Here is a 22,574-nt window from a genome sequence, read left to right as displayed (position 1 = left end):
ATGAGTTTCGGACACCCGATACCACGAACCTTCATGCCGCCCGCAGCGGCGGCATGCGTCACAACGGCAACTGCGTATCGAACTTGATTTCGCGCAGCACGACGCTCGTCCGCACCTGCGCGACGGCCGGAATCTTGAAAATGCGTTCGTGCAGGAAGCTGTCGTACGCCTTGATGTCCGGCGCGACGATCTTCAGGATGTAATCGGATTCACCGGTCGTGCTGTAGCACTCGGTCACTTCAGGGCAGGTGGCGATTTCCCGCTCGAACTGCTCGACGCCGCCTTCGGTGTGGCGCGTCAGATGGATATGCGCGAGCGCGCACACATGCAAGCCGAGTTTTTCGCGATCGAGCAGCGCCGTGTAGCGCTGGATCACGCCCGACTGTTCCATGTCCTTGATGCGCCGCCAGCATGGCGTGCTCGACAGCCCGACCTGGTCGGAGATTTCCTGCACGGAACGACGTGCGTCGAGCTGCAGTAGGCGCAGGATCTTCTGTGAGAACGTATCGAGTGTCAACTGCGCCTCCGTTAGCGTCGCCGTATCAACGCATGGTAGAGGGCGCGAAAACGAAACGCAATGTAAAACGGCTCTCGCGAGCGAGATTGCCTAATTTACCGGGTCGGGAGCGGCGTTTTGCCCTGAGCCGTCCCCATCATCCTTAGCGTCCCCCGGCAGCTCAGGCTGACGCGCGCGCAAGTCCTTCAGCATGTTGCAAAAGAGGGCACCCTGCTCGATCGCGTCGTCGAGCGCGATGTGCGTGTGCGGATGCTCGTCGAACCAGTGCTTCGGAAAGCGCGGCTTGATGTTCTTGCGGTACGGCAGGCCAGTCATCGCGAACGCGAGCGTCTTGATGTCGAGCGCCGACCAGGAGAACGGGCAGCGGTCGACGAAGCGCATCATGTACCAGAACATGTAGGTGAAGTCGAAGCCGGCCGGCATCGCGACGAACACCGGCTTGCCCGGCAGCGCCTCGACCCATTCGACATAGGCGGTCAGGGCGGCCTCGGGCTTCTGCAAGTCCTGGCGGCAGGCCGCCCACGCTTCCGGCTGGGTCTTCCACCACGCCGCCTGCACAGGATGCGGCGCCGCGCCTTCGAGCAGTTCGAGATTCGCCGAGAACGTCGCGATCAGCTGCTTGTCTTCGGTGTATGCGGCGGATGCGAAGCTCAGCATCGAATGCGGGCCGGGGATCGGGCCGTCCGCTTCGACGTCGGTACTCACATAGATTTCGCTGCTCATGCGCCCACTCCGTCTGCGACGTAGGGATTCGTGCGGCGCTCGGCGCCGAACGTCGAGGTCGGGCCGTGGCCGGGCACGAACGTGACGTCGTCGCCGAGCGGCCAGAGTTTGTCGCGGATCGAGCGGGTCAGGTCCGCATGATTGCCGCGCGGGAAATCCGTGCGGCCGATCGAGCCGGCGAACAGCACGTCGCCAACCAGCGCGAGCCGGTGCGCCCGGCTGAAGAACACCACGTGGCCCGGCGTGTGGCCGGGGCAGTGGTAGACCTCGAAGGTTTCGTCGCCGAATTGCACGGTGTCGCCGTCTTGTAGCCAGCGGTCCGGCTCGAAGGCGTCGGCGGCCGGGAAGCCGAAGCGCGTGCTCTGGTCCGGCAGCTTGTCGAGCCAGAAGCGCTCGTCGGGATGCGGACCTTCGATCGGCACGCCGTGATGGCTGGCGAGTGTCTTCGCGCCGGCGCAATGATCGATGTGGCCGTGGGTCAGCAAGACCTTCTCGACGGTCACGTTCTGCCGCGCGATCTCGCGCTGGATCATGTCAAGGTCGCCGCCCGGATCGACGACAGCAGCGCGCCCGGTGGCCTCGCAAACGAGTAGCGAGCAGTTCTGCTGGAACGGCGTGACGGGGATCAGGGTGACTTTCATGGCTGGACGACGCGCTGGAAAAACGTTGATTGTACCGGGCCTCGCGACAGCCTCCGCCGCCCATGCGACCAGGCCGGCTCACGGCCCGTCCCGGTCTTTCGTAAGTCCATTTTTGCGATAAATGTGAAGATTGATCAAGTTTTTGAGCAGCTCACCATCCCAAAAAAAAGTTTTGGGTATAATGGACTCCATGCACTAGGAATTGTGCTGCCACAAGGCGATGCGTTCCCACAAAAAGGGAATGCCGCTCGCCGTTCAAGTAAGGGCTGTCGGAGTGCCGACGGCCATCCAGTATCGATGAGTTCGATGCACACGTCTTATCCAGCCAGGCGCCGCGCGCCTGCTACGGAATTAATCTCCGTGACGCTGGGTGGGGCCTACGCCGCCGTTCCTGCGCGCTGAGTTGAGCGCGCAAGAACGTGTCATTGCCACGTTCAGTTGGCGGCATGTGGGGTCTGGTCAGGCTGCCGGGGACAGGTTGCGCCAGACGTGAAAATTAACCGTGCGGTAGCGGCTGAGTGAGCCGTATCCGGGCTTTGACGTACTGCGCTTTTTCGCGCGGCGCGTTGTCGTCCCTACCGCCGGAGCCGCAAGCAACATACCCAGCAGTTTTGCGGGTGACGCGGCTCGACAATGTGATTGCACGTCTTATGAAAACTCGGCTAACCCGTGGTCTAGGGACTCTTTTTGCCTTTTTTGTACTGGCCGGCTGTGCCACGCCTCCGGGCGCGCGCGATACGTCCGCGAACGACACGCCGCAAAGTACAAAGAACGCGCACCTGAGCTCTTTCGGACCGCAATCGTTCGGTAGCGCGCCGGCCTCGAGCCCGAGCGCGTCGAACGCGCCCGCGTCGCCGCTGGCTGACGCGCAGCCGCTCACCGACGACGGCGTCGACGTCGCGGACTTCCATCAGATCGGACGCGCGTCGTGGTACGGACGCTTCTTCCACGGCCGCCGCACCGCCAATGGCGAGCGTTACGACATGCATGCCCTGACGGCCGCGCATCGCACGCTGCCGCTCGGCTCGTACGTGCGCGTGACCAATCCGGCCAATTCGCGCTCTGTGATCGTACGAATCAACGACCGCGGCCCGTACGCACGCGGCCGCGTGATCGACCTGTCGATGGCGGCCGCCGCCATGCTCGACATGCGCCACGCCGGCACCGCGCGGGTCAAGATCGAAGGGCTCACGCAGCAGGAAGCGCGCGCCGAGCTGAACGAGACGCTTGCGTCGAACTCGGACTCGAACAAGTGATGTGACGCTCCGTGGCGATGATGCCGCGTCGGCTGAACCAACCGTCTGCAGAAAATCGAAGGGCCGCGACATGCGGCCCTTTTCTGTTGCCGTCAGCCTTTTACCCGCCGGGCCCGACCCTCACGTTTCGGGCTTGTCTTCCTTCAGCGCCAGCGCGCGCGCGTACAACACGTTGCGCGATGCGCCCGTGAGCGCCGCCGCGACCTTCGCCGCGCTACTCACCGTCAATTCTTCCAGCAGGATGCCGAGCAGCGCGTCGTGATCGTGCTCGCCGGCCGCTTCGGGCGCCGCGCCTTCGACCACCAGCACGAATTCGCCACGCTGCCGGTTCGCGTCGGCAGCGAGCCACGTTGGCCCTTCGGCCAGGGTGCCCTGGTGCAGGGCTTCGTGTAACTTCGTCAGTTCCCGCGCGATCAGCAGACGGCGTGTGCCGCCAAACGCATCGGCGAGCGCCTGCACCGTCTCGACGATCCGGTGCGGCGCTTCGTAGAACACCATCGCGTGAGGATGTTGCGCGAGCGCCTGCAAGGCGGCGGCGCGCGCCTTCGGCTTCGGCGGGAGGAAGCCGAGGAACGAGAACGTCGCGACCCAGTCGCCGGATGCGCTGAGCGCGGTGGCGAGCGCACTCGCGCCGGGCAGCGGGACCACCACGAAGCCGGCCTCGCGCACGGCATCGACGAGCTTGGCGCCGGGGTCCGAGATGCCCGGCGTGCCCGCGTCGGACACGTAGGCCACGCGCTCGCCGGCCTGCAGATACCCGATCACGCGCTGCGCGGCGGTGCGCTCGTTGTGCTGATGCACGGCGACGAGCGGCTTCGAGATGCCGTAGCGCGCGAGCAACTGACCGGTGTTGCGGGTGTCCTCGGCGGCGATGCGATCCGCGAGTCCGAGTACGTGCAGCGCGCGTAGCGTGATGTCGGCGATGTTGCCGATCGGCGTGGCGACCACATACAGCGCGGCGGCGGGGTACTGCTGCCCTTGCGCGAGTTCGGAGAGAGGAGTCATGACACGGAAGACACAAACAGACGGAACGAGGCCGACATTGTGCCATGTGGGCTTGCGCGAGCAGGCCGTGCAGAAGACTGCGCAAAAGATGTCCATAAACGCCGGTCCAAAAACCGCCCACAACTTTTCCGCCGCTCACCAGTCCAAATCCGTCGGCGCGGCTTTCGAAGCACGCGCGCGAGAATATTTGCAGCGCCAGCGTCTGCGCTTCGTGGCGCGCAACGTCACATGTCGGGGCGGCGAGATCGATCTCGTGATGAGTGATCGTGACGGCGCGCTAGTGTTCGTCGAAGTTCGCGCGCGTGCGCAGCGGCATTATGGCGGTGCGGCTGCGAGCATCGGTTGGCAGAAGAGACAGCGCATCGTGCGAGCGGCGCGGCACTATCTCGCGACGCGCGCCACGACGAACCGCGGCCCGCGCGACGAACCCGCGTGCCGTTTCGACGTCGTCGCGTTCGAGAGCGGCAGGCTCGTGTGGTTGCGCGATGCGTTTCGCGCCGACGAAGTCTGACCGACAGCGCAGACAACGCGCGTGAGTGCGATAAACTTGCGCTCGCGTGCCGCGCGAGCTCATCGGCGGCCACAGCCTGGCAGTATGACTTCACAACACGGCCGCGCAGTGCGGTCCATTCGCGGTAGAAGATAGAGACTCGATGTCAGTCGAACGCATCCAACAACACTTCCGCGACAGCGCGGCAGTCAAACTCGAAGCCCTCGAAACCCTGTCGATGCCGATCGCCGCCGCGATCGACACGATGTTCGCCGTGCTCGCCAACGGCAATCGCATCCTCGCGTGCGGCAACGGCGGTTCGGCCGCCGACGCGCAGCATTTCGCGGCCGAGCTGATTGGCCGCTTCGAGCGTGAGCGGCCAGGTCTGCCGGCCATTGCGCTCAGCACCGACACCTCCGTGCTCACCGCGATCGCCAATGACTATTCGTTCGAACAGATCTACGCGAAACAGGTCTGGGCGCTCGGTCAGCCCGGCGACGTGCTGCTCGCGATCACCACATCCGGCAATTCCGCGAACGTGCTCGCCGCGATCGAAGCCGCGCATGAGCGCGAAATGATCGTCGTTGCGCTGACCGGCAAGGGCGGCGGACGCGCACAGGACGTGCTGAGCGACACCGACATCCACGTATGCGTGCCGTCCGACCGCACGGCGCGCGTCCAGGAAGTGCACCTGTTGACCATCCATTGCCTGTGCGACGGCATCGATGCCATGTTGCTCGGCGAAGACTGAGACTGATTTCGAAGGAGAGCTAGTTGATGAGCGTTTTCCGCATCAAGAAGACACTGGTGAGAACCGTGCTCGTGGTCGGGGTCGCGGCGGGCCTGTCGGCCACGCTGCAAGGCTGTTTTCTCGCGGTCGGGGCCGCGGCGGGCGGCGGCGCGCTGATGGCGACCGACCGCCGCACGCTCGGCGCGCAGACCGAGGATCGCGAGATTCAGGTGAAGGCGCTGTCGCAGATCAGCCAGAATCTGCCGGACTCCGCGCACGTCAACGTCACGGTGTTCAACCGCCGCGTGCTGCTGACCGGCGAGGTCGCGGGCGAGGCGTCCAAGCAGCGCGCCGAGAGCATCGTGCGGAACATGACCAACGTGAATACGATCGTCAATGAACTGGCGATCACGCCGGCGAGCTCGTTCTCGTCGCGCACCAACGACACCTACCTCGAAACGCGCGTGAAGACCGCTCTGATCGCCGAGAAGAACATTTCGGCGAACAACTTCAAGGTCGTGGCCGAGCGCGGCAACGTCTATCTGATGGGCCTCGTCACGATGAATGAGGGCAATATCGGCGCCGACGTCACGAGCCGCGTGCCGGGCGTCGTGCAGGTGGTCAAGGTGTTCCAGTACATCCAGCCGCAGGAAGCCGAAGCTGCTGCGGCCGCCGGTGCGACGGCGCCGGTGGCCGCCTCGCAGCCCGAGGTCAGCGAGCCGACGGTCGGCGCGATTCCCGATTCGTCGGTGAGCGCGCGTCCGCTCGATCAGCAGGCGCCTGCGCCTGTCAACTCGTCGACTTCGGTGCGGCCGGGTAATCCGAAGGCGGTGCCTTGATGCGCGGTATGACGCGTGCGGGTTTCGTGTTCGCGTTGGCGGTGGGCGCGCTCGCCGGCACGATAACGTCAGGTGCTCGCGCGGCCGAGGAGCCGCGCGGCCAGCAGATCGCCGCTGCGAATGCATGCATGGGCTGTCACGCCGTCGATCGCAAGCTGGTTGGTCCGTCGTTCCAGCAAATCGCCGCGAAGTACAAGGGCGACGCGCAGGCGCCGGCCAAACTCGCGCGCAAGGTGAAGGACGGCGGCTCCGGCGTATGGGGCATGATTCCAATGCCGGCCCATCAATCGATGAGCGATGCGGATATCCGCGCGGTCGTCGACTGGGTGCTCGCGGGCGCGCCGTCCAGATGAGGTTTTCCCGGGGCTGGAGGCTTGGCAAAAGGGAAAATGGCTGTGCTAGAATTATTTTTGTTGGGGGGGTAGCTCAGCTGGGAGAGCGTCGCGTTCGCAATGCGAAGGTCGGGAGTTCGATCCTCCTCCTCTCCACCAAACAAATCAAGGGCTTAGCAGCGATGCTAGGCCCTTTTCACATCTGCCAAGCAAGGCGTGTAGGAACTATGTAGGAGTTCTGGCGGTGTCCGGCGTCTTACGCCGCCGCACTCGTCCGTCGTTCACGCACGGAGCTTCGTATTGGCTATGCCGCGCTCGAAAAAGATTGCCACGCCTGCCACAGAACAAGACTTGGAATGGTTCCAGTCCAGACACTACGCGGGGCTTGAGAACTTCACGGTGCTGGAGTGGGCACGTCTGGTCGGTGACCGGCTCAACATCCGACGTGCAGTCGATGGGGGTTGTCCGGAGGCAGTCGCTGGCGTTTTCGAAACACTCAAGAAGGAGCCCTTGAAGTGGCTGGGCTCGGACGTTCGGTATATTGGTGCAGATCACGAAGCCAACACGGCCACAGTCAAGTCGATGAATCTGCGGCGATTGGGGTTCCTCATCAATGAGCTGGATACGACGCAAGCGACTGATGATGACGGCTATTCGTGTGGCGATGATGACGGCGATTTGTGGAGCGACTTGATGGAGTCTCCAGATGCCGTTGTCGATGAGATTTTGGCAACCAATTCACAGTCGTCATTCCAACGCTTTGCGCATGTGATGGTGTCGCTGGAACTTCCTCGGGAGTCGATCATCGAGGATTTCAAGACGTGGTTGGAACGAGAACTTCAACGTCGTCAGTTGCCAGAACCTGACCAAAAAAACGGCGACTACATGGACAAGGCGAAGAATCAATGGATTCCACATTGCGCCGTGCAGTGGTATGACCTCGATCTGTTTGAGCGTCTTACCGGACTTTCGGTCCCAAGTGTGTTTCGTTGGGGCAGCCTGTTCCCGGGGGTGAAATACGAAACGCTCGATTCCAAGAAAAAGAAAGCCGCTAACGCCGCAGCACTCTTGTTTTCGCAAGACACATACCGACTCTTGCGACGGCTCGCAAACGATCTGCCAACAGTACAAGCGCCCGACTGATCCACAGCGCGGTGATCAGGCGGAAAGAAATTCCGCAGATTTTTCTTCCTCGCAACTGAGCGCCGCCACCCCGAGAATCGTTTCATGCCGGTATGTTCCGGTGACCCGAAACGAAGAAATGAACTCTCATGCATTTTCCCGCAAAGTTTCCGGGGATAGCTGCCGCGACTTTCCCACGGCGCACGTCCCGTTCCCGGCCTCAATCAGTACCAGTACCGAGGCTCGGGATGGTTCTTCCTGGAATGACGCTACTCCTGCGTCTGCAAATTTCAACCGGCTGTTCGATCGTCAGGAGGCGGCAACGTACCTCCGGCTCAAGCCGCAGACTCTGGCAAACTGGGCCGTCACTCGGACGCAAAACTTGCCTTATGTGAAGATCGGTCGTCGCGTCATGTATCGGCTCGCAGACCTCGACGCTTTCGTCATGGCTAACCGCCATGGCAACGCAGCGGTGATCGGGGGCGCCAATGTCTAAACTCCACGCCCAAATTGCATCGCTCTTCTTGGCTCTGCCGGAAGAATGCGAACTGGCCGTCCTTAACAACGCCCCGCACCGTGTCGAATGCGAAGCGCCTGCGAAGTACACGAAGCACGAATGGACCGCCACCATGCGTCCCTATGCTGCCAGCGTACTTTGGCTCGCACTGAAGCTGACGGTCGCTGGCCCCGAAGCCGCCAAGGATGCCTACCTGAAGCTGAGTGCAGATCGGCGGGCGCTCGTTCGGATCGGCTACGAGATTGTGTTTGAAAGTAAATACCCGTTTGAGGTGGGTTACACGTATCGCCGCCCCCGCATGTTCGTCGAAGTGGACGTGAAGCAAGGTGAGTTTCCGGTTAGGACGCTGGCAAATATGCGCCTCGGCACTTACGTCCGTCTCACCAACATGGGCGAGGTGGCAGCATGAGCGACATTTCAATCAACAAGCCGATCACTGAATCGGCCAAGGATGTTGCCATCACGTTTGCAGTCTTTACGAGGATGACGGCAACTCAGCCGAAGACAGAACGATTGCCGCTTGAGCAGTTTATCGCCATGTTTATGGAGCACGACGTTATCGCTGACAAGAGTTCTGGCAAGCTCTGGTCGCCCACGATCTATGCCGCAGGCGCATCTCGAGGTAACACGGGCGTTACGGCGGTGACTGCATTCGTCATTGACGTCGACGACGGCACGCCATTTTCGGAGCTTGAAGGAAGGCTGCACCCGTTTTGTCACGTTGTGCACACGTCGCACAGCCATATCCCCGAGCACCCGAAGTATCGTGTGGTGCTGCCGCTTGCTGCGCCAATCTCGACTTCCGATTGGCCAGTCGCTCGTCGACGTTTGGACTTGTTAGTCAAAGGACATGCTGATCCCGTGACGAAGGATCCCGCTCGGATGTACTTCCTGCCCGGTAAGCCGCCTGCAACGGATGGACATTTTGTACGCCGTCACGATGGACGTTTGATCTCGGTCGATGATTTGCCGGCCTTGCCGTCGGCACAGCCTTCACTGCAACCGGCTCAACGGGCAGCAAGAGTCAATCGGCACGCAAGTTGTATGGATGTCGACGACGTGACTGTCTACGAGGCGGGTGAACCTGGTCTTGAACAAGTTCTCAAGCGTTGCCATTTCATGAATTGGGCTTCGGCGCCCGCTAACCAGAACGCTGTGTCCGAGCCTGAGTGGAGGGCGATGATTTCGAACGCTAGCCGCTTCCAAGGTGGGCGGGATTTTGCGCACGCAGCCAGCTGTCACCACGATGATTACACGCCTGAAGAAACGGACGCACGCCTGGCACGCCACCTCTCGCAGTCTGGGCCGATTACTTGCGCCCACATCCAGTCGCTTGGGTTCAATCATTGTCCGCGTGGTGGTTGTGTGAAGCCCAGTGGTGAACCGACCGGCGCTCCCGCAGGACTTGCCTCGTGGCCGACCTACTTCGAGCATGACGACATCCCGCATCCGGTCATTCTACGTTCGTTCCTGGACAGCACCTTCCCGGAGGGGCTGCTGTATGCCAACGGTGAATACAATCGTTACCGTGCGGGAGCCTACGAACAGCTAGATGAAAAAGCGGAGATCGAACAGCCCATTGCAAAATTCCTCGGCAATTCTGCAACGGCGACCTTCATCGGGAAACTCACGGGACTACTGGCGATCCAGCAGGCCCAGACCGATTTCGGATTCACGCCGAACTTGAATCACTTGTGCTTGACCGACGGCACATTGAATCTGACCACGTTCGAACTGGAACCGCACTCTCCGGGGCATCGCTTGCGAACCCGGTTAGAGGTGGCGTGGGATCCGGGTGCGTCATGCCCGAGGTTTGTTTCGTATCTCGACGGCGTGTTCCAGTCCGACGCTGACAAGGCAGACAAGATCGCCTTCGTCCAGCAATGGCTGGGGTATCTGCTCGTCCCAGATACGTCCTTGCAGAAGATGCTTTGGCTGGTCGGGGCTGGCGCAAACGGTAAGTCGGTGCTGTTGGCCGTCGTCAACGCATTGGTCGGAGAAGCAAACATCTCGCACGCCATGCTGGACACGTTCCACCAGTCACACGTCCGGGCTGAGCTTGACGGCAAGCTGGTGAATATTGCTGGCGAGATGGCAGCAGATTCGATGATCGACGACGGCTACATCAAGGCGATCGTTGCTGGCGACACAATTGAGGCGTCCCGGAAGTACAAGCCATCGAAGTCGTTTCGGCCATTTGCTCGACTCATGGCCGCAACGAACAATTTGCCGAGAACGAATGACCTGACGCACGGCTTCTTCCGCCGCACGATCATTTTGTCGTTCAATCGCAAATTTGCAGCGCATGAGCAGAACCCGAACCTGGTCAAAGAGCTTCTGGAAGAGTTACCCGGGATTCTGGCTTGGGCGGTCGCCGGGCTAAGGACACTGCGACAGCAGGGACACTTCACCATTCCGGCATCTTCGGATGCGGCGTTGGAGCAGTACCGGGCCGAGGCAAACCCTGTGAAGCTCTTCGCCGACGAATGTTTGGTCGCATCCCAGACTGGGCGAGCGCAATCGAAGGACTTACTTGCGGTGCACAGGCAGTGGTGCGGTCAATACGGATTCAATTGCCGAAACGTCTCGACATTTGGTCGGGCGCTGGGAGAACTGGGCTTCGAACAAGTCAAGTCGAACGGGACTAGGTACTGGCGAGTCGCAATAACGCAGGCTGGTCGAGAATACGGGATCGGCATGGGTATCGGCTCGAGTCTGATCACTGCAGCAGCGAATGACTCAGCGGACGCCGGTTCGGCAATCGGCAGTGAACTGGCGTCGAGGTACAGCGTTTGATTTTGCCTGCGGGGCGTACTGCACTCAGCAGGGGCAGATAGGGGCGGCAGCAGGGCGGGATGAAAATTCTCCTGTCCCTGCGTACTTTCCTTTATCTATCAGCTATTTATACGATTCAGGGTAGGTAGGGGTAGATATTTTCAGTAAAACTGTAAAAAAACTATCTCACTCCAGGCGTGGATGGCCATCAATAGCCGTCATCTACTATGCCGAAAAAAGTTTTTTGCAATTACTTTCAGTTCGGACCCTTAGCAAACGAAAGTGTAAGCGTAGTCAAATGTTTTCTTTCTCGTCGCTTTCGGTTATCTGCCCCTGCATCCCACCCTATCTGGCATGAAGGCAATGGCCGCTAAAAGCCCTGTGCCGGGACTTGCTCCACGCCGTTGTACGACCGACAACGCTGCGGTATCCTTCCTACCAACAGCACAATATCTGACCAACGCTATTAGAGGGAGAGCGATCGTGATCGCATACTTCAACGATTTGGGGTTCATCACCCGCGCGGGTAAGAATGGCGATTATCAGTATTCGCTCGACCCCAACCTGAACTCTGCCCACGAGTTCGACAACGAAGAAGCTGTACACCGCGTCGTCGGAGCTTTCTTCATGGAGCAGTCGGCGCAGCGTGGTTATGACATCCTGGACCGCCACAAGTCGAAGTAACTCTGTCTAGCTGGACCCGAGCCCACCCTCTATCCGGACAGTCGCACGTTACCGGAAAGGGCATCCGACTGGGCAGGGCGCTCGGGGTGGGGGCCTGCCACACCTATGGCTTCAGCGACGACTGTCCTATAACTCTTTCTCGACTCACGCCTATCCGCCAGCCAGCGAACACAAGTACGCCGGTACCTTCGCCTTACTTGTAACCTGCACACGAGCGATTACGGTGTGGTCGACCCGAGCCAGTCCGTATTGCTGAGCGATGTCGGATTGCAATCGGCGCCACAGGTGACTTGTCATCTCAGCATCAACCATCGCCCGGTGTGCACGACCGGACTTCGGCAATCGCAGCATCTCCGCCAGGCTCGATAACCGGTGACTTTGAGCGTCAGGGTAGATACGTCTCGACGCGAGCATCGTGCACGCAAAGGTCTGATTTGCCGGCATCCCAACCATCGCAAGCTCAGCCTGCCAAAACCTTCTGTCGAAGCCGGCGTTGTGGGCCACGACTGGATGTTTGCCAACGAACAGGGCCACTTCACGCATTACTTTCGAGACCGGGGGAGCCGACGAAATCATCTCGTTAGTGATGCCCGTAAGGTTCACGACATCCGACGGTATGCGTCTGCCCGCATTCATCAAGCTCTGGTAACGGTCGACGATTTCCCCGTCACGCAAGAGAATGACGGCAATTTCTGTGGCTCGGTCACCCTGCGTCGGCGATAGGCCCGTCGTTTCAAAGTCCAGAACCGCAACGGTTTGCATGCTCATTTCTCTTGTTAGTCGACGGCCCGACCTGCAGCGGGCGTCTAGTCAAGCCAAGCAAACAGACAATATCGTTTCCGACTGGTCGCTGCCGGCCTCTGCCCATTGCTTAGGTATGAGATCCCACATCGCTCGATTGATGCTCTTGACCTTGGGTGATGGATGCGCCGATGTGAATACTTTGAACCCGAGCGACTGCATGAACTCTTCTGCGTTTCCGGCTTTGCGCCCGACAAGCACGACCGTTTTCACTCGAGGCAACAATGCAACGAGGTTCTTCAACTCTTGCCGCCCATCTCGGCACTCCGCTGAGCTTACCTTTATGGTCCCATTCCACCCGGGCACGACATTCCAGAGCGCCGTTCGCTTTCTGTCGATGTTCGCCTGCACCATGAAGGAAAAGGTAGCCTCAGCCGTTGGGTCATCGTTGTTGCGAGAAATGAAGCCCGAGCCTTTACGCTTGCCCGAACTCGACGTCATAGGCCCCGGTTTTTCAAACAGGAAGAGGATTTCCGCAGCAATGCCGCCATCCGCTGGGTCAAAGTCCTGGAATTCCCCAGTAGGGTATTTGGCCCTCAGTGATTCGACATAAGACGTTAAAGGCGAAATGTGTGGCTCATCGAGCATCATGCGACGATGAGCGACCGCCTCGGGATACTTGAAAGAACGGGGAGAGTGAATGTAGTCCATGAAGGATTAGCTGCCCAATTTATTTCAAGGCCTATTCGCCAGCCAGCGAACGCAGTGATGTCGGCACCTTCGCCTTACTCGTAGTCTGCACAGGTGCCGAATTCTGTTGCTTCATGCTGCGATTTTCAATCGAGACAACAGCTTATCGGCTTCGAGCCTACGATAGACTGTTTCAACCCGAGAAACGATCATTTTAGCCATCTCACCGCTAGTGACTTGTTGCCACGGAATTGCTGTCAACGTCCAGTCCCAAAGCGGTGCCTCAAAGTTTTGATACCACGTCCAGTGATCACTCCTCTTGCCCTTGCATCCGAACTCCCGATCCAGGGCGTCTCTGACCTCCTCGGGATGAGAGTCCGCCGGATCCTTTCTGAAACCGAAGAAAAACTGCCGGCAGTCGCTTTGCTCGAATTGGAATCGAAGCAGGTAGCGATCTCCCGGGCTGAACTGGAAGCTAAACCCCTGATACCTTGATGCCCAGGCCGCGTCAACGGTCAGGATCCACGTTCGGTCGGACTCGGCCAACAGCTTACGAAGTTGTACCTCTAGGTCCCCGAGCAGCTTCTGCTTCACCGCACCCACTGCCCGAGCAATTTCGAAGGCTGCCTCGACCGTCGCAGCATTGCGGGTTACCTCACCGATGAGCGCATCCATTTCAGCCATGTCTTGGATCCCTAAGAATTCCCTACAAATATATTGCTCAACCTCTGACAGGAAGGAAGCAACGTTCGATGCCTCGCTGGCATTGCGGCATGCTCTCAGCCATGGCAACAGCTCACTGAAGCCAACAATCCGAAGCTTCTCATCCTGTTCTGCTTGCTTTTTCTCCGTGGCCGCAATGCTGGTTTCCGCAGGGCTTCGCCCATCCGGAGCGAGATAGAGCAGAACATAATTTTTGGCATATGCCTGTTTCAGGTGGTCGAGATAGTCTGCGATCTGCCGATCCTGATCCGCCGCCCAAGGTTTGTTTTCAATTGCTATAGCGGCTTGACCGTCGAGCACGATCAAAATATCGATCCGTCGCTCCGCTCGATCCAGAGCATCGGTTGTCGATTCTGTCCGGACGTCGGCATGCCGGGAGTTGTGAACCCATTCCGGCAACTGAAGCGATTCAACGAACAGATCGAAGAAGGTACGACCTTGTGCATGGCGTCCCGCCGGATCGAGCAGTTCAGCAAGCAGAGACGACAGCCGAAGCTCATCCAGACGAAGAAGAGAAAGAACATTGAATTCCGGGGCGAGACGCTTGGCATACACAGCCCGAGCCGTGCGCAGTCCCTCCAGGCGGCTATGAACCGAGGTCAGCAGATCACGAGCGCCCAAGTCGGGCGGAATCTCGGTTTGGCTATCGATGCTTTGGGTCATTGGCAATCACACATTGAACGTTTCGGCAAGTTCCACCTATCGCAACAGCACGAGCTCCGGCACAGCATCAGCCCTCGCCCAAATGATCGCATTCTGCTCGTACCGCTCAGCGAGCTCCTTCGCCGATTCGAACGAAATTCCGAGCACGAGAAAGCTCGGCTCACCGGGCCACTTGCCCGATGGGTGGAGGCCAACGCCAGGTAAAAAGCGCAGGCCAAGTGCAGTCAGTTCGCCGGCGAGAGCTTTCTGTCGATTGGCGTTGGTCTCGTCGCCGCATTTCTGGCTGTACGGATTCCATGCGGTGATGAAAGCGCTCGACTCGACGCCAGTAGCCTCGTGTAGTGCTTCTAATGCAGGATTCGGCGTGCCCACAAGCAAGGTCATGGGCTCATCGCTTATGACGCGGTAGTGGGTCTCAAGGTACGCCTTGATCGTGTCCGAATCGATGTTCGAGGCAGTCGTCACGGAAGGTCCCTTATGTATGAATTGACGATCGATCAATCAAGCCAGGTCTCATGACCCAACGGGGCTTGATTCAATTCTTCACGATACGTTCGCCAATGCGGAAGGTTTCGATCCATCAATGCGATGAACCTGTCGTTATGATGTCTCTCCGTCAGATGGGCTAGTTCATGAACGACGACATACTCTAGGCACTGCATGGGCTTCTTGGCCAACTCAAGGTTCAGCCAAATGCGACGTGCATCAACATTGCAGCTCCCCCACTTGGTCTTCATTTTCTTGATGCCCCAGTGAGCTACCGCAACATCCAATAGCGGCTCCCACTTTTCGAGCAGAAGCGGGACCTGAGCTCTTAGTTGTTCTCTGTACCAACGTTCTAGCACCCTCAAACGCTGTTCGGCGTTGGCCTCAGGACGCACATGGATTTCCAATGTGGTTTTGTTACGCAACACCACAGTACCCGCGCCCTTATGTTCGACAACACGGATACGGTATCTGCGCCCCTGGAAATAGTGGCTCTCACCACCGACCATTTCACGGGGTGACTGGCGAGGCTGAGCTTCAAACTTTGCCTGTTGCCGCTTTATCCAACCCAGCTTGCCAATCACAGCGAGCCTTACAGCGTCATTGGTGACAGCCAGCGGGGCAGCGACCCGGACTCGACCGTTGGGCGGATAAACGCCAAGGTGCAGGTTCTTGATGTCCTTACGCACGATGTCGACGGTCAAGCCGCTGATCTTGATTTGACGATGCGTCTCAGTAGCCATGCTGATTCTTCGCGAGATCCAGAATCGCATCAACGCGTGCATCTTCGTCACCTAAGACAAACTTGATGGCGTTGCGGAGCTTTCGAGTCTTCATTGTGTTGCTTCGCCAGTCATCCTGACGAGCGACTAGGATCGCATGATCGACGTTCAATGCCAGATTCTCGTCTTTGCTCAGGTTGTCGTATAGTGCTTTTTGCGCGGTCGTTTTCAGTGAAGCGGGGTAGCTCGACCCAGACGTTGGGCTTTGTACTTGCTTGGCGAGCGATACGATTTCGGCGAGGTATTCTTCATAGGCGAGCGCATCCGCTTTGCGTTTCTCAATCAACGCATCGAGCAGCTCAGACATTTTCTCGTAGTACTTCGGATTTATCGGCTGCTCGTCGATGATCAGCTTGCGGACGTTGTTCTCGATTGTCTCGGCAACGGCATCTTTGTTCTTCCTGATATCTTTCGGAAGGGAATCAATCGCTCCGACACCCTTTTCAACGATGAGCTGGATCAGTGACATATCGTCAAACGCAGAGATCACCTCGCTATCGTCGGCCTTGATGTAGGAGTCAATCAGGTGACGCATCGCCGGCTCGTACATCTTCAAGTCGATGTAGTCGCCGCTATTTAATTTGACCTCGTTTTTGACCTTGTCGTAGTGGGCCGTCTCCTGCTGCAACGCGGAGATGTCAGCGGGGCTATACCCGGCTTCCTCAAGCTCGCTGGCCAGATTGGCATAGGTCCGAACGAAAGCGGCCGTCATCTTGTACAACGCTAGACGTTTTGCCTCGTTTGCTTTGAGCTGTTCAGCGTTACCAGAGTCTTTGGCGCAGAAGTAGTGAATGTACTCTTGCGTTCCCTTTGGCTTTTCGACCGGTTCGCAAAGTGCTTTGATCGCTTCCCGGGCCTCGTCCAGGTCCTCCTTGCCCTTGGCAAGACGATCTTCCAGAAGACCGGCTACGTCTGAGGCATCGTATCCGTCTAAGGCACCCGAAGTGTAATCCTGTACGGCGCTTCCGATGCTCTTGAAAAGGTCCTGATAATCGACGATGTATCCGTAGTCCTTGTCGTCGCCGTCGAGTCGATTCACGCGGCAGATCGCCTGAAAAAGGCCGTGATCCCGCATTTTTTTATCGATGTAGAGATACGTAGCGGCCGGAGCGTCGAACCCAGTGAGGAGCTTGTCCACGACGATGAGCAGCTTCATCTGCCCAGGCTCGTCGATAAACTTCTTTTTGACCTCGGTTTCGAATGTGTCCGGGTCCTGTCCGTTGAGCATCTTGGTATAGATGTTGTACTGCCGCAGCTTTTCCGTCAGGCCCTCTGTGCTTTCTCCCTTGATGTCGGCGGGAGACGGCTTGTAGCTCGTGACGATTGCGCACTTCCCAGCCAAGTCGGTCTTGTCGAAGAGCTCGTAGAATTTGCAGGCCTGATAGATACTGCCCGAGACTAGCAGGGCATTGCCATGGCCGCTCATCAGTCGCTCCTTGGTCTCCATGTCGAGCATGATGTCCGACACAATTTGTTCGAGGCGTGACTGGCTAGAGAGGACCCGTTGCATGGTCCCCCATTTCTGCTTGAGCTGAGCCCTGGCAAGGTCAGTTAGCCCCTTGGTCTTGGCTTCAAACCACTGATCGATTTTTTTCTGAGACGTGATGTACTGGTCGATATCCCTAGCTTCATAGCGAAGGTCGAGCACCACACCGTCCCGCACGGCTTCGTCAAATTTATACGTGTGAATGAAGGAGCCGAAGACTTCCAGACTGGTCGCTTTGTCGGCCTTCAGAAGCGGGGTGCCCGTGAAGCCGATGAACATCGCATTTGGCAAGATGGCTTTCATCGCCTTATGCAGCTCGCCGGACTGCGTGCGGTGGCATTCGTCGACGAAAATATAGATATCGCCTTTAGCCCTGAAGTCCGCTGGTAAAGCTCGTTTCATTTCTTCGACGTAACCTGTGACGTCACCGGATTCCTCGCCCTCCTTGCCCCCGAACTTGTGGACTAGGGAACACAACAACCAGGGCTTTGTATCGTTGAGTTTGGTGATCAAATCTCCGCCGCTCTTCGTGCGGTAGATTTCTTCGTTGACGCCCTTGAATACCTTCTCGATCTGCTCATCGAGCTCGGTACGATCGGTGATGATCAAAACACGGGCATCCTTGACGTTCTCCCGAATCCATTTTGCCAGCCACACCATCGTCAGGCTCTTCCCCGAACCCTGGGTGTGCCAGATAATGCCGCCCTCGCGGCGCTTCACGTGATCTTGGGCAGCACGAACCCCGAAGTATTGGTTCTGCCGGCATAGCTTCTTGATCCCCGCGTCGAACACGATGAAGTCGTGGATCAGCTCCAGAAGGCGCGCTTTGCTGCAGACCTGGGTCAAGTGACGATCAAGCAGGTTCTCGATCGGGCTGTCTTCTTTCCAGGCGAGGTAGTACTTCTCTGGCGTTTCGATGGTGCCGTAGCGCAAACCTTCCGTATCGTTGCCTGCCATGACAAACTGCATGGTCGAGAAGAAGTGCTCGATGAAGACCTTCTTCTGATTGTCGAGGTTCTGCCGGATCCCCTCTGAAACAGACACGGTGGACCGCTTGAGCTCCAGCACACCCAACGCAATACCATTGACGTACAGGACGACGTCAGGGCGCTTGGTATTCGCCTTTGCATCGGCGCCGGTGACAGTAACTTCCTCGGCAATGGCGAAACCGTTGTTAAGCGGTTGCTTCCAGTCGACCAGCCAAACCGTCTGCGCCTGTTCGCCGATGTCGGGTTTTACCTTCACACCGTAGCGGAGCAGCTCGTACACCGCCTTGTTGCGATCGTAAATGCTCTTGCTTTGGTCGCCGGAGGCCTTATCGAGAAGATGGATAGCTCGGGAGATAAGGGCGTCGTCGTAGCCCTGTCGTTTCAGGAAGCCTTCGAGCAAGCCGTGGTCTAGGTTCCGATTACCGACACGGTCGATCCAATCGCCCAGGTACTCGTACCCCAGCGAGTCACGGAACAACTTGACGACACGCTCCTGCGTCTTTTTCTCGATTTGGCCGACGGTGCTCATACGAGGCGAATTCTCCCGGTCAACAGCTCTTGCATCATGCCCTGCTTCAGAGCTTTGGTCTTGTCACGTTTTTGTTCAAGGGCTGCGAGCTCCGCGTCCATGTCTGACAGGGCCGTAGAGATGGCAATCTGCTCCGAAACGGGGGGCACGGGAATCTGATAGGCCTTCAGCCAAGGGTACTCAATACTTTCGACTGTTGTTCCCGATTTCAGGCAAGCGGACAGTATGCTATGCCCGCAGCCAATCAGAACGTGAAGTATGAAATCCGCGTGAATGTCGTCATTCGGAATCAATGCCTTAATATCCTGATTGATAGCCATTGGTTTGGTATTCTTCGCCACAGGCAGGTACCTTCTAAGAATCCCGCTCCGAGTGACAATCAATATAGAATTTGGCGGCAACAGTGTAGTGGCTGATTGCTTAATCGCAACGTTTGTAACCTTCATTTGCGTATCGACAAGCAACGTGGCCTTGACGTCAGCAGATGATGCCCAAGGGATGTCGCCGTTAGCCCAAAATAGCCGGTTTTTCATAGAAGGAGTCATTCCACCTTTCCAAGAACCAAGGTCGCCCAGCGGCTTAATGTCCCACTCTTCAGGGACTAGCCCCACCGACGTCTGCTTAAATTTGACGCTGCCGCGACCAAACCCCGGCAGACGTTGCTTACCAGTAAGCAGTTGCTGCATCGTGGCCTGCCTGATGTCACGCTTCTTAGCGATGAGTTGATCCAGCGATGAAATCAGGATGTCAACGTCATGAAGAGCAGTGGCGATGTCACGTTGTTCGGCAAGAGGTGGAACCACAGTCGGGAGGTTCGCAATGACGGCCTGATCGATGGTGGTCATTGTTGTGGTCTTGGCGTTGGTCACCAAGTATTTTCTAGCCGAGTAACTTTTGCAGTATCGAAATAGGTAAAAAGGCTCGATCTTTTTCTTATTCGCTCTCACTCGCACAATGTGGCAATCGAAGACAACCTCTTCATGGTGAGAGCAATCATAAACATTGCAGTGTGCGATGCCGTCCGGCGTCAGAGACGAACGCGTGAAAAAGATGTCGCCTCTTGCAACTCCGAAGCGTGAGAGCTCATCTTTTGACGCATCAAATCTTTCAAGTAATTGCGATGGCACTGGGACGGCATTGTATAAATCGCCAACATTAATGAGCTTGCAGCCTTTCCCTTTCCGTGCGGGATCATTGAACACGCCGTTTTGAATGGGGGCGCTGATGAGCGACGACATTCGCTCCACGCTCCAGTCGTTGGGAATCATCCCCACCTCTGTCAGCTTGTAACCCGGCTTCAGTTCCATGCGAACCCCATCTTGTTCAGATGATGATCGACACGTGCTGCAAAGGCTTCGACCTCGACAATAAGCTTCGGAAGCGGCATAGCATAGCGGTCTGCCAGCTCCCTGACACGCTCAGTTAGAGCCTGCGATACACGGTCGAGCTCGGTCTGCACGTCGGTAGCCAACGTTGCCAACCATTTGTCCTCCACCACCAAGCTTTTAACGTCGGCTTCCGTAAGCTTGCTGTACTGCGCGGTAACCTTGGCATCCAGCGCTTTCTGAGCGTCTTTCACCTTTTTGTTTGCCGCTGCTTCCTGCTCGATTAAGTCGAGGTAGTCGTTCAGCAACTTTCGCTCGTCCGCAGCGTCACGGTCCTTCTTTGTTTCCGCGAGGCGAGTCTTGACGCTGACTTTAGTGAGCTTGCCTTTCTCAGTTTTGGCCTCTGCAAGCAAACCCTCTTCCCCGCCATGTTCTTCGTCCAGCTCTTCCATTTGACGCGTGACAGCGTCACGCTGGGCTTCGAGTTGTTCGATGGCCTTCGCATCATCTGCAAAGTATCGGGACACGATAAGAGATGACGGGATCAAATCCGTGTTCGGCTTACCGTCGACCAGCGCAGTCCAGCCGTCGTGGACCAACATGTAGACGTCGTCCTGCATCGAGTCCGCCCAGTAGCTCATCAGATGCTGATACACATCGTAGGCATCCAGTAGCGGTACCATCTTGAACGTCTCTAGCAGGTTTTCTGAGATCGTCTCGATCAGCGCTTTCGGATGGCTGCCAATCGTAATGCCGGCCAGGTGCGGGACGTTGGTCGTCTTCCACCCGGCAAAGCGGGCGGTGACCGTCTCATTGAAGGCTGCGAACTCGGAATGGCCAAAGATCGTCGCTTTGATTTCGCTCCCGGCGACTTGCAGTTGGCTGTAGCCCGCTCGATCGGTCGGACCAAACAGAGCAGTACGCACGTTCGGCAAGATCTGCCAGTATTTGCGCAGATCTTCGACGTCCCGATCGGGGATGCCACCCAACAAGTGTGCGGCGATGTCCTGCAGATCCTCGGGCTCGGAACTGTCGATGTAGCGGGGAATGTTCAGGTTGAAGTTGTTGTCGGAAATTTCCGAAACAGGCACCAGCCGGGAGAACTTTGGAATCTCTGCCTGCTTGTTGAAGGCATCAACGATCTTGTGAATGTCCTGGGCACGCAGCCGGTTCTTGTTACCGTCCTTGATGAAACCCTTGCTGGCATCAATCATGAAAATGCCTTTACGGGCAGAGGCGTGCTCCTTGTCGAGCACGATGATGCAAGCAGGGATACCCGTTCCATAAAACAGGTTGGCAGGCAATCCGATGATGCCCTTGATGTAACCCTGCTCGACAACGCGCTTACGGATGAGACCTTCGGCGCCGCCACGGAAAAGGACACCATGCGGGAGAATCACCGCACCCTTGCCCGCGCTCTTGAGGGACGTCAGGATGTGCAGCAGAAAGGCGTAGTCACCGTTCTTCTCGGGTGGAGTTCCATATTTGAATCGACCGAACTCATCGTTCGCTGGGTCGAACCCGTTGCTCCATGCCTTCGTCGAAAACGGCGGATTGGCAACAACGAAGTCGAAGGTCTTCAGGCTACCGGTGGCTTGCTTGAAATGTGGGCTAGAAAGCGAATTGTCCTTCCAGATCTCTGCCGTAGGACAGTCGTGCAGGATCATGTTCATTTTCGCCAGCGCTGACGTGGCGTTGTCCATTTCCTGACCGTAAATGGTCAGATCGAGCCGACTGGTGCCTTTTGCTTCGTCGTGTGCCTTGATGAGCAACGATCCCGAGCCACAGGTCGGATCATAGATGGTCTGGTCGGCACTCTTTGCGCTTCCGAGACCGATCACCCTCGCCATGATGCGAGAGACTTCAGCCGGTGTGTAAAACTGCCCCTTGCTTTTCCCCGATTCGGTTGCGAAGTGGCGCATCAGGTATTCGTAGGCATCGCCCAGAATGTCATCGCCCTCGGCTCGGTTACTCTTGAAGTCGAGCCCGGGCGTGTCGAAGATGGCGACTAAGTTGGACAGGCGGTCAACCATCTCCTTGCCCTTGCCCAGCTTCTCGGCGTCGTTGAAGTCGGCGACATCAATTACGCCCTTCAGTTCGTTGGCTTCGGCGAGGCGGCTGATAATCTTGTTCAGCTTGTCCCCGATCTCCTTGTCACCCTTCAGCGCCACCATGTCGCCGAAGCTTCCACCAGCCGGGACCTCAATCAGGGCATCCTTTTGGCCCGCATACTTGTCGGAAACGTATTTGACGAACAGAAGGACCAACACGTAGTCCTTGTACTGCGAGGCGTCCATGCCACCCCGGAGTTCGTCACAGCCCTTCCACAGGGAGCTGTAAAGTTCAGATTTCTTGATTGCCATCGAATATCTTCTGCGTGATGTTGCGGTGTGGGGGCTGAGTATGCGGTCGGGGCCACGTAGCAGCGCGGCTTACGTCGCCATCGGCGTCGCCTTGCCGGCACGGCTTGCCCCGATTATCATAAGTCGGTCAATTATACGAACTTCGCTCGACGAAGCCGCTTTCCGG

At 57.9% G+C, this 22,574-nt stretch carries 22 protein-coding genes and 1 tRNA gene; 11 read left to right on the top strand and 12 right to left on the bottom strand.

Annotated features, from left to right (window positions below; genetic code table 11):
- Nucleotides 1-58: 58 nt before the first annotated feature.
- The 3 genes from OKW44_RS26295 to OKW44_RS26285 all read right to left on the bottom strand — a co-directional run bounded on the left by OKW44_RS26295 (nt 59) and on the right by OKW44_RS26285 (nt 1,881).
- On the bottom strand, nt 59-517 hold the full coding sequence (locus tag OKW44_RS26295; RefSeq protein WP_012431468.1) for an Lrp/AsnC family transcriptional regulator: 459 nt from the start codon (nt 515-517) through the stop codon (nt 59-61).
- 90 nt (nt 518-607) lie between these two features.
- Nucleotides 608-1,240, bottom strand: a complete 633-nt coding sequence (locus tag OKW44_RS26290; protein ID WP_018419158.1) for a 3'-5' exonuclease family protein — start codon at nt 1,238-1,240, stop codon at nt 608-610.
- Nucleotides 1,237-1,881: an MBL fold metallo-hydrolase gene (locus OKW44_RS26285; protein WP_018419159.1), complete on the bottom strand. Its 645-nt coding sequence runs from the start codon at nt 1,879-1,881 to the stop codon at nt 1,237-1,239. The genes OKW44_RS26290 and OKW44_RS26285 overlap by 4 nt, the downstream gene beginning before the upstream one ends.
- A gap of 650 nt (nt 1,882-2,531) precedes the next feature.
- Here OKW44_RS26285 and OKW44_RS26280 point away from each other — a divergent pair.
- Entirely contained in the window at nt 2,532-3,137 is a 606-nt protein-coding gene (locus tag OKW44_RS26280) for a septal ring lytic transglycosylase RlpA family protein (protein ID WP_026225563.1), read from the top strand.
- A 120-nt stretch (nt 3,138-3,257) separates the two neighbouring features.
- On the opposite strand, the gene rsmI is transcribed toward OKW44_RS26280, so the two are convergent.
- Complete coding sequence (rsmI, locus tag OKW44_RS26275) at nt 3,258-4,142, bottom strand: 16S rRNA (cytidine(1402)-2'-O)-methyltransferase (RefSeq protein ID WP_018419161.1); 885 nt, start codon at nt 4,140-4,142, stop codon at nt 3,258-3,260.
- Between the two features lie 88 nt (nt 4,143-4,230).
- On the opposite strand from rsmI, the gene OKW44_RS26270 reads away from it, so the two are divergent.
- The 10 genes from OKW44_RS26270 (at nt 4,231) to OKW44_RS26225 (ending at nt 11,631) form a co-directional block, all read left to right on the top strand.
- Nucleotides 4,231-4,653 carry a YraN family protein gene (locus tag OKW44_RS26270; RefSeq protein WP_239499047.1) on the top strand — a complete coding sequence of 141 codons (423 nt, stop codon included), beginning with the start codon at nt 4,231-4,233 and terminating at the stop codon, nt 4,651-4,653.
- 142 nt (nt 4,654-4,795) lie between these two features.
- Complete coding sequence (locus OKW44_RS26265) at nt 4,796-5,383, top strand: phosphoheptose isomerase (protein WP_018419163.1); 588 nt, start codon at nt 4,796-4,798, stop codon at nt 5,381-5,383.
- Between the two features lie 26 nt (nt 5,384-5,409).
- The gene (locus OKW44_RS26260; protein WP_018419164.1) at nt 5,410-6,201 is read left to right on the top strand and encodes a BON domain-containing protein; all 792 of its coding nucleotides are present in this window, start codon (nt 5,410-5,412) and stop codon (nt 6,199-6,201) included.
- Complete coding sequence (locus OKW44_RS26255; RefSeq protein ID WP_018419165.1) at nt 6,201-6,554, top strand: c-type cytochrome; 354 nt, start codon at nt 6,201-6,203, stop codon at nt 6,552-6,554. Before OKW44_RS26260 ends, OKW44_RS26255 begins: the two co-directional genes overlap by 1 nt.
- A gap of 62 nt (nt 6,555-6,616) precedes the next feature.
- Nucleotides 6,617-6,692 (top strand) — tRNA-Ala (locus tag OKW44_RS26250).
- 147 nt (nt 6,693-6,839) lie between these two features.
- Nucleotides 6,840-7,676: a DUF6387 family protein gene (locus OKW44_RS26245; RefSeq protein ID WP_018419166.1), complete on the top strand. Its 837-nt coding sequence runs from the start codon at nt 6,840-6,842 to the stop codon at nt 7,674-7,676.
- Between the two features lie 118 nt (nt 7,677-7,794).
- Entirely contained in the window at nt 7,795-8,151 is a 357-nt protein-coding gene (locus OKW44_RS26240; protein WP_018419167.1) for a helix-turn-helix domain-containing protein, read from the top strand.
- Nucleotides 8,144-8,581 carry a hypothetical protein gene (locus OKW44_RS26235; protein ID WP_018419168.1) on the top strand — a complete coding sequence of 146 codons (438 nt, stop codon included), beginning with the start codon at nt 8,144-8,146 and terminating at the stop codon, nt 8,579-8,581. Before OKW44_RS26240 ends, OKW44_RS26235 begins: the two co-directional genes overlap by 8 nt.
- Complete coding sequence (locus OKW44_RS26230) at nt 8,578-10,968, top strand: DNA primase family protein (protein ID WP_018419169.1); 2,391 nt, start codon at nt 8,578-8,580, stop codon at nt 10,966-10,968. The genes OKW44_RS26235 and OKW44_RS26230 overlap by 4 nt, the downstream gene beginning before the upstream one ends.
- A 462-nt stretch (nt 10,969-11,430) precedes the next feature.
- Nucleotides 11,431-11,631, top strand: a complete 201-nt coding sequence (locus OKW44_RS26225) for a hypothetical protein (protein ID WP_018419170.1) — start codon at nt 11,431-11,433, stop codon at nt 11,629-11,631.
- A gap of 150 nt (nt 11,632-11,781) precedes the next feature.
- On the opposite strand, the gene OKW44_RS26220 is transcribed toward OKW44_RS26225, so the two are convergent.
- From OKW44_RS26220 to OKW44_RS26185, 8 genes are all read right to left on the bottom strand, one after another.
- Nucleotides 11,782-12,393, bottom strand: coding sequence for a 3'-5' exonuclease (locus OKW44_RS26220; protein ID WP_018419171.1), 612 nt, complete (start codon nt 12,391-12,393; stop codon nt 11,782-11,784).
- A gap of 48 nt (nt 12,394-12,441) precedes the next feature.
- A complete protein-coding gene (locus tag OKW44_RS26215) occupies nt 12,442-13,083 on the bottom strand; it encodes a uracil-DNA glycosylase (protein ID WP_018419172.1) in 642 nt (213 codons plus the stop codon).
- Between the two features lie 111 nt (nt 13,084-13,194).
- Nucleotides 13,195-14,448 (bottom strand): PDDEXK-like family protein, encoded by a 1,254-nt coding sequence (locus tag OKW44_RS26210; protein WP_018419173.1) that lies wholly within the window; start codon nt 14,446-14,448, stop codon nt 13,195-13,197.
- Nucleotides 14,449-14,484: 36 nt separating this feature from the next.
- Nucleotides 14,485-14,913: a DUF3293 domain-containing protein gene (locus tag OKW44_RS26205; RefSeq protein WP_018419174.1), complete on the bottom strand. Its 429-nt coding sequence runs from the start codon at nt 14,911-14,913 to the stop codon at nt 14,485-14,487.
- A 32-nt stretch (nt 14,914-14,945) separates the two neighbouring features.
- Nucleotides 14,946-15,677 (bottom strand): M48 family metallopeptidase, encoded by a 732-nt coding sequence (locus OKW44_RS26200; RefSeq protein ID WP_018419175.1) that lies wholly within the window; start codon nt 15,675-15,677, stop codon nt 14,946-14,948.
- Nucleotides 15,667-18,720, bottom strand: coding sequence for a type I restriction endonuclease subunit R (locus tag OKW44_RS26195; RefSeq protein WP_018419176.1), 3,054 nt, complete (start codon nt 18,718-18,720; stop codon nt 15,667-15,669). Before OKW44_RS26195 ends, OKW44_RS26200 begins: the two co-directional genes overlap by 11 nt.
- A complete protein-coding gene (locus tag OKW44_RS26190) occupies nt 18,717-20,027 on the bottom strand; it encodes a restriction endonuclease subunit S (RefSeq protein WP_018419177.1) in 1,311 nt (436 codons plus the stop codon). The genes OKW44_RS26195 and OKW44_RS26190 overlap by 4 nt, the downstream gene beginning before the upstream one ends.
- Nucleotides 20,018-22,408: a type I restriction-modification system subunit M gene (locus tag OKW44_RS26185; RefSeq protein ID WP_018419178.1), complete on the bottom strand. Its 2,391-nt coding sequence runs from the start codon at nt 22,406-22,408 to the stop codon at nt 20,018-20,020. Before OKW44_RS26185 ends, OKW44_RS26190 begins: the two co-directional genes overlap by 10 nt.
- Between the last annotated feature and the right edge of the window lie 166 nt (nt 22,409-22,574).

It is taken from the genome of Paraburkholderia lebeckiae, from assembly GCF_050436325.1.
Taxonomy (GTDB): Bacteria; Pseudomonadota; Gammaproteobacteria; order Burkholderiales; family Burkholderiaceae; genus Paraburkholderia; species Paraburkholderia tuberum.
This window is presented reverse-complemented; position numbering and strand designations above follow the sequence as displayed.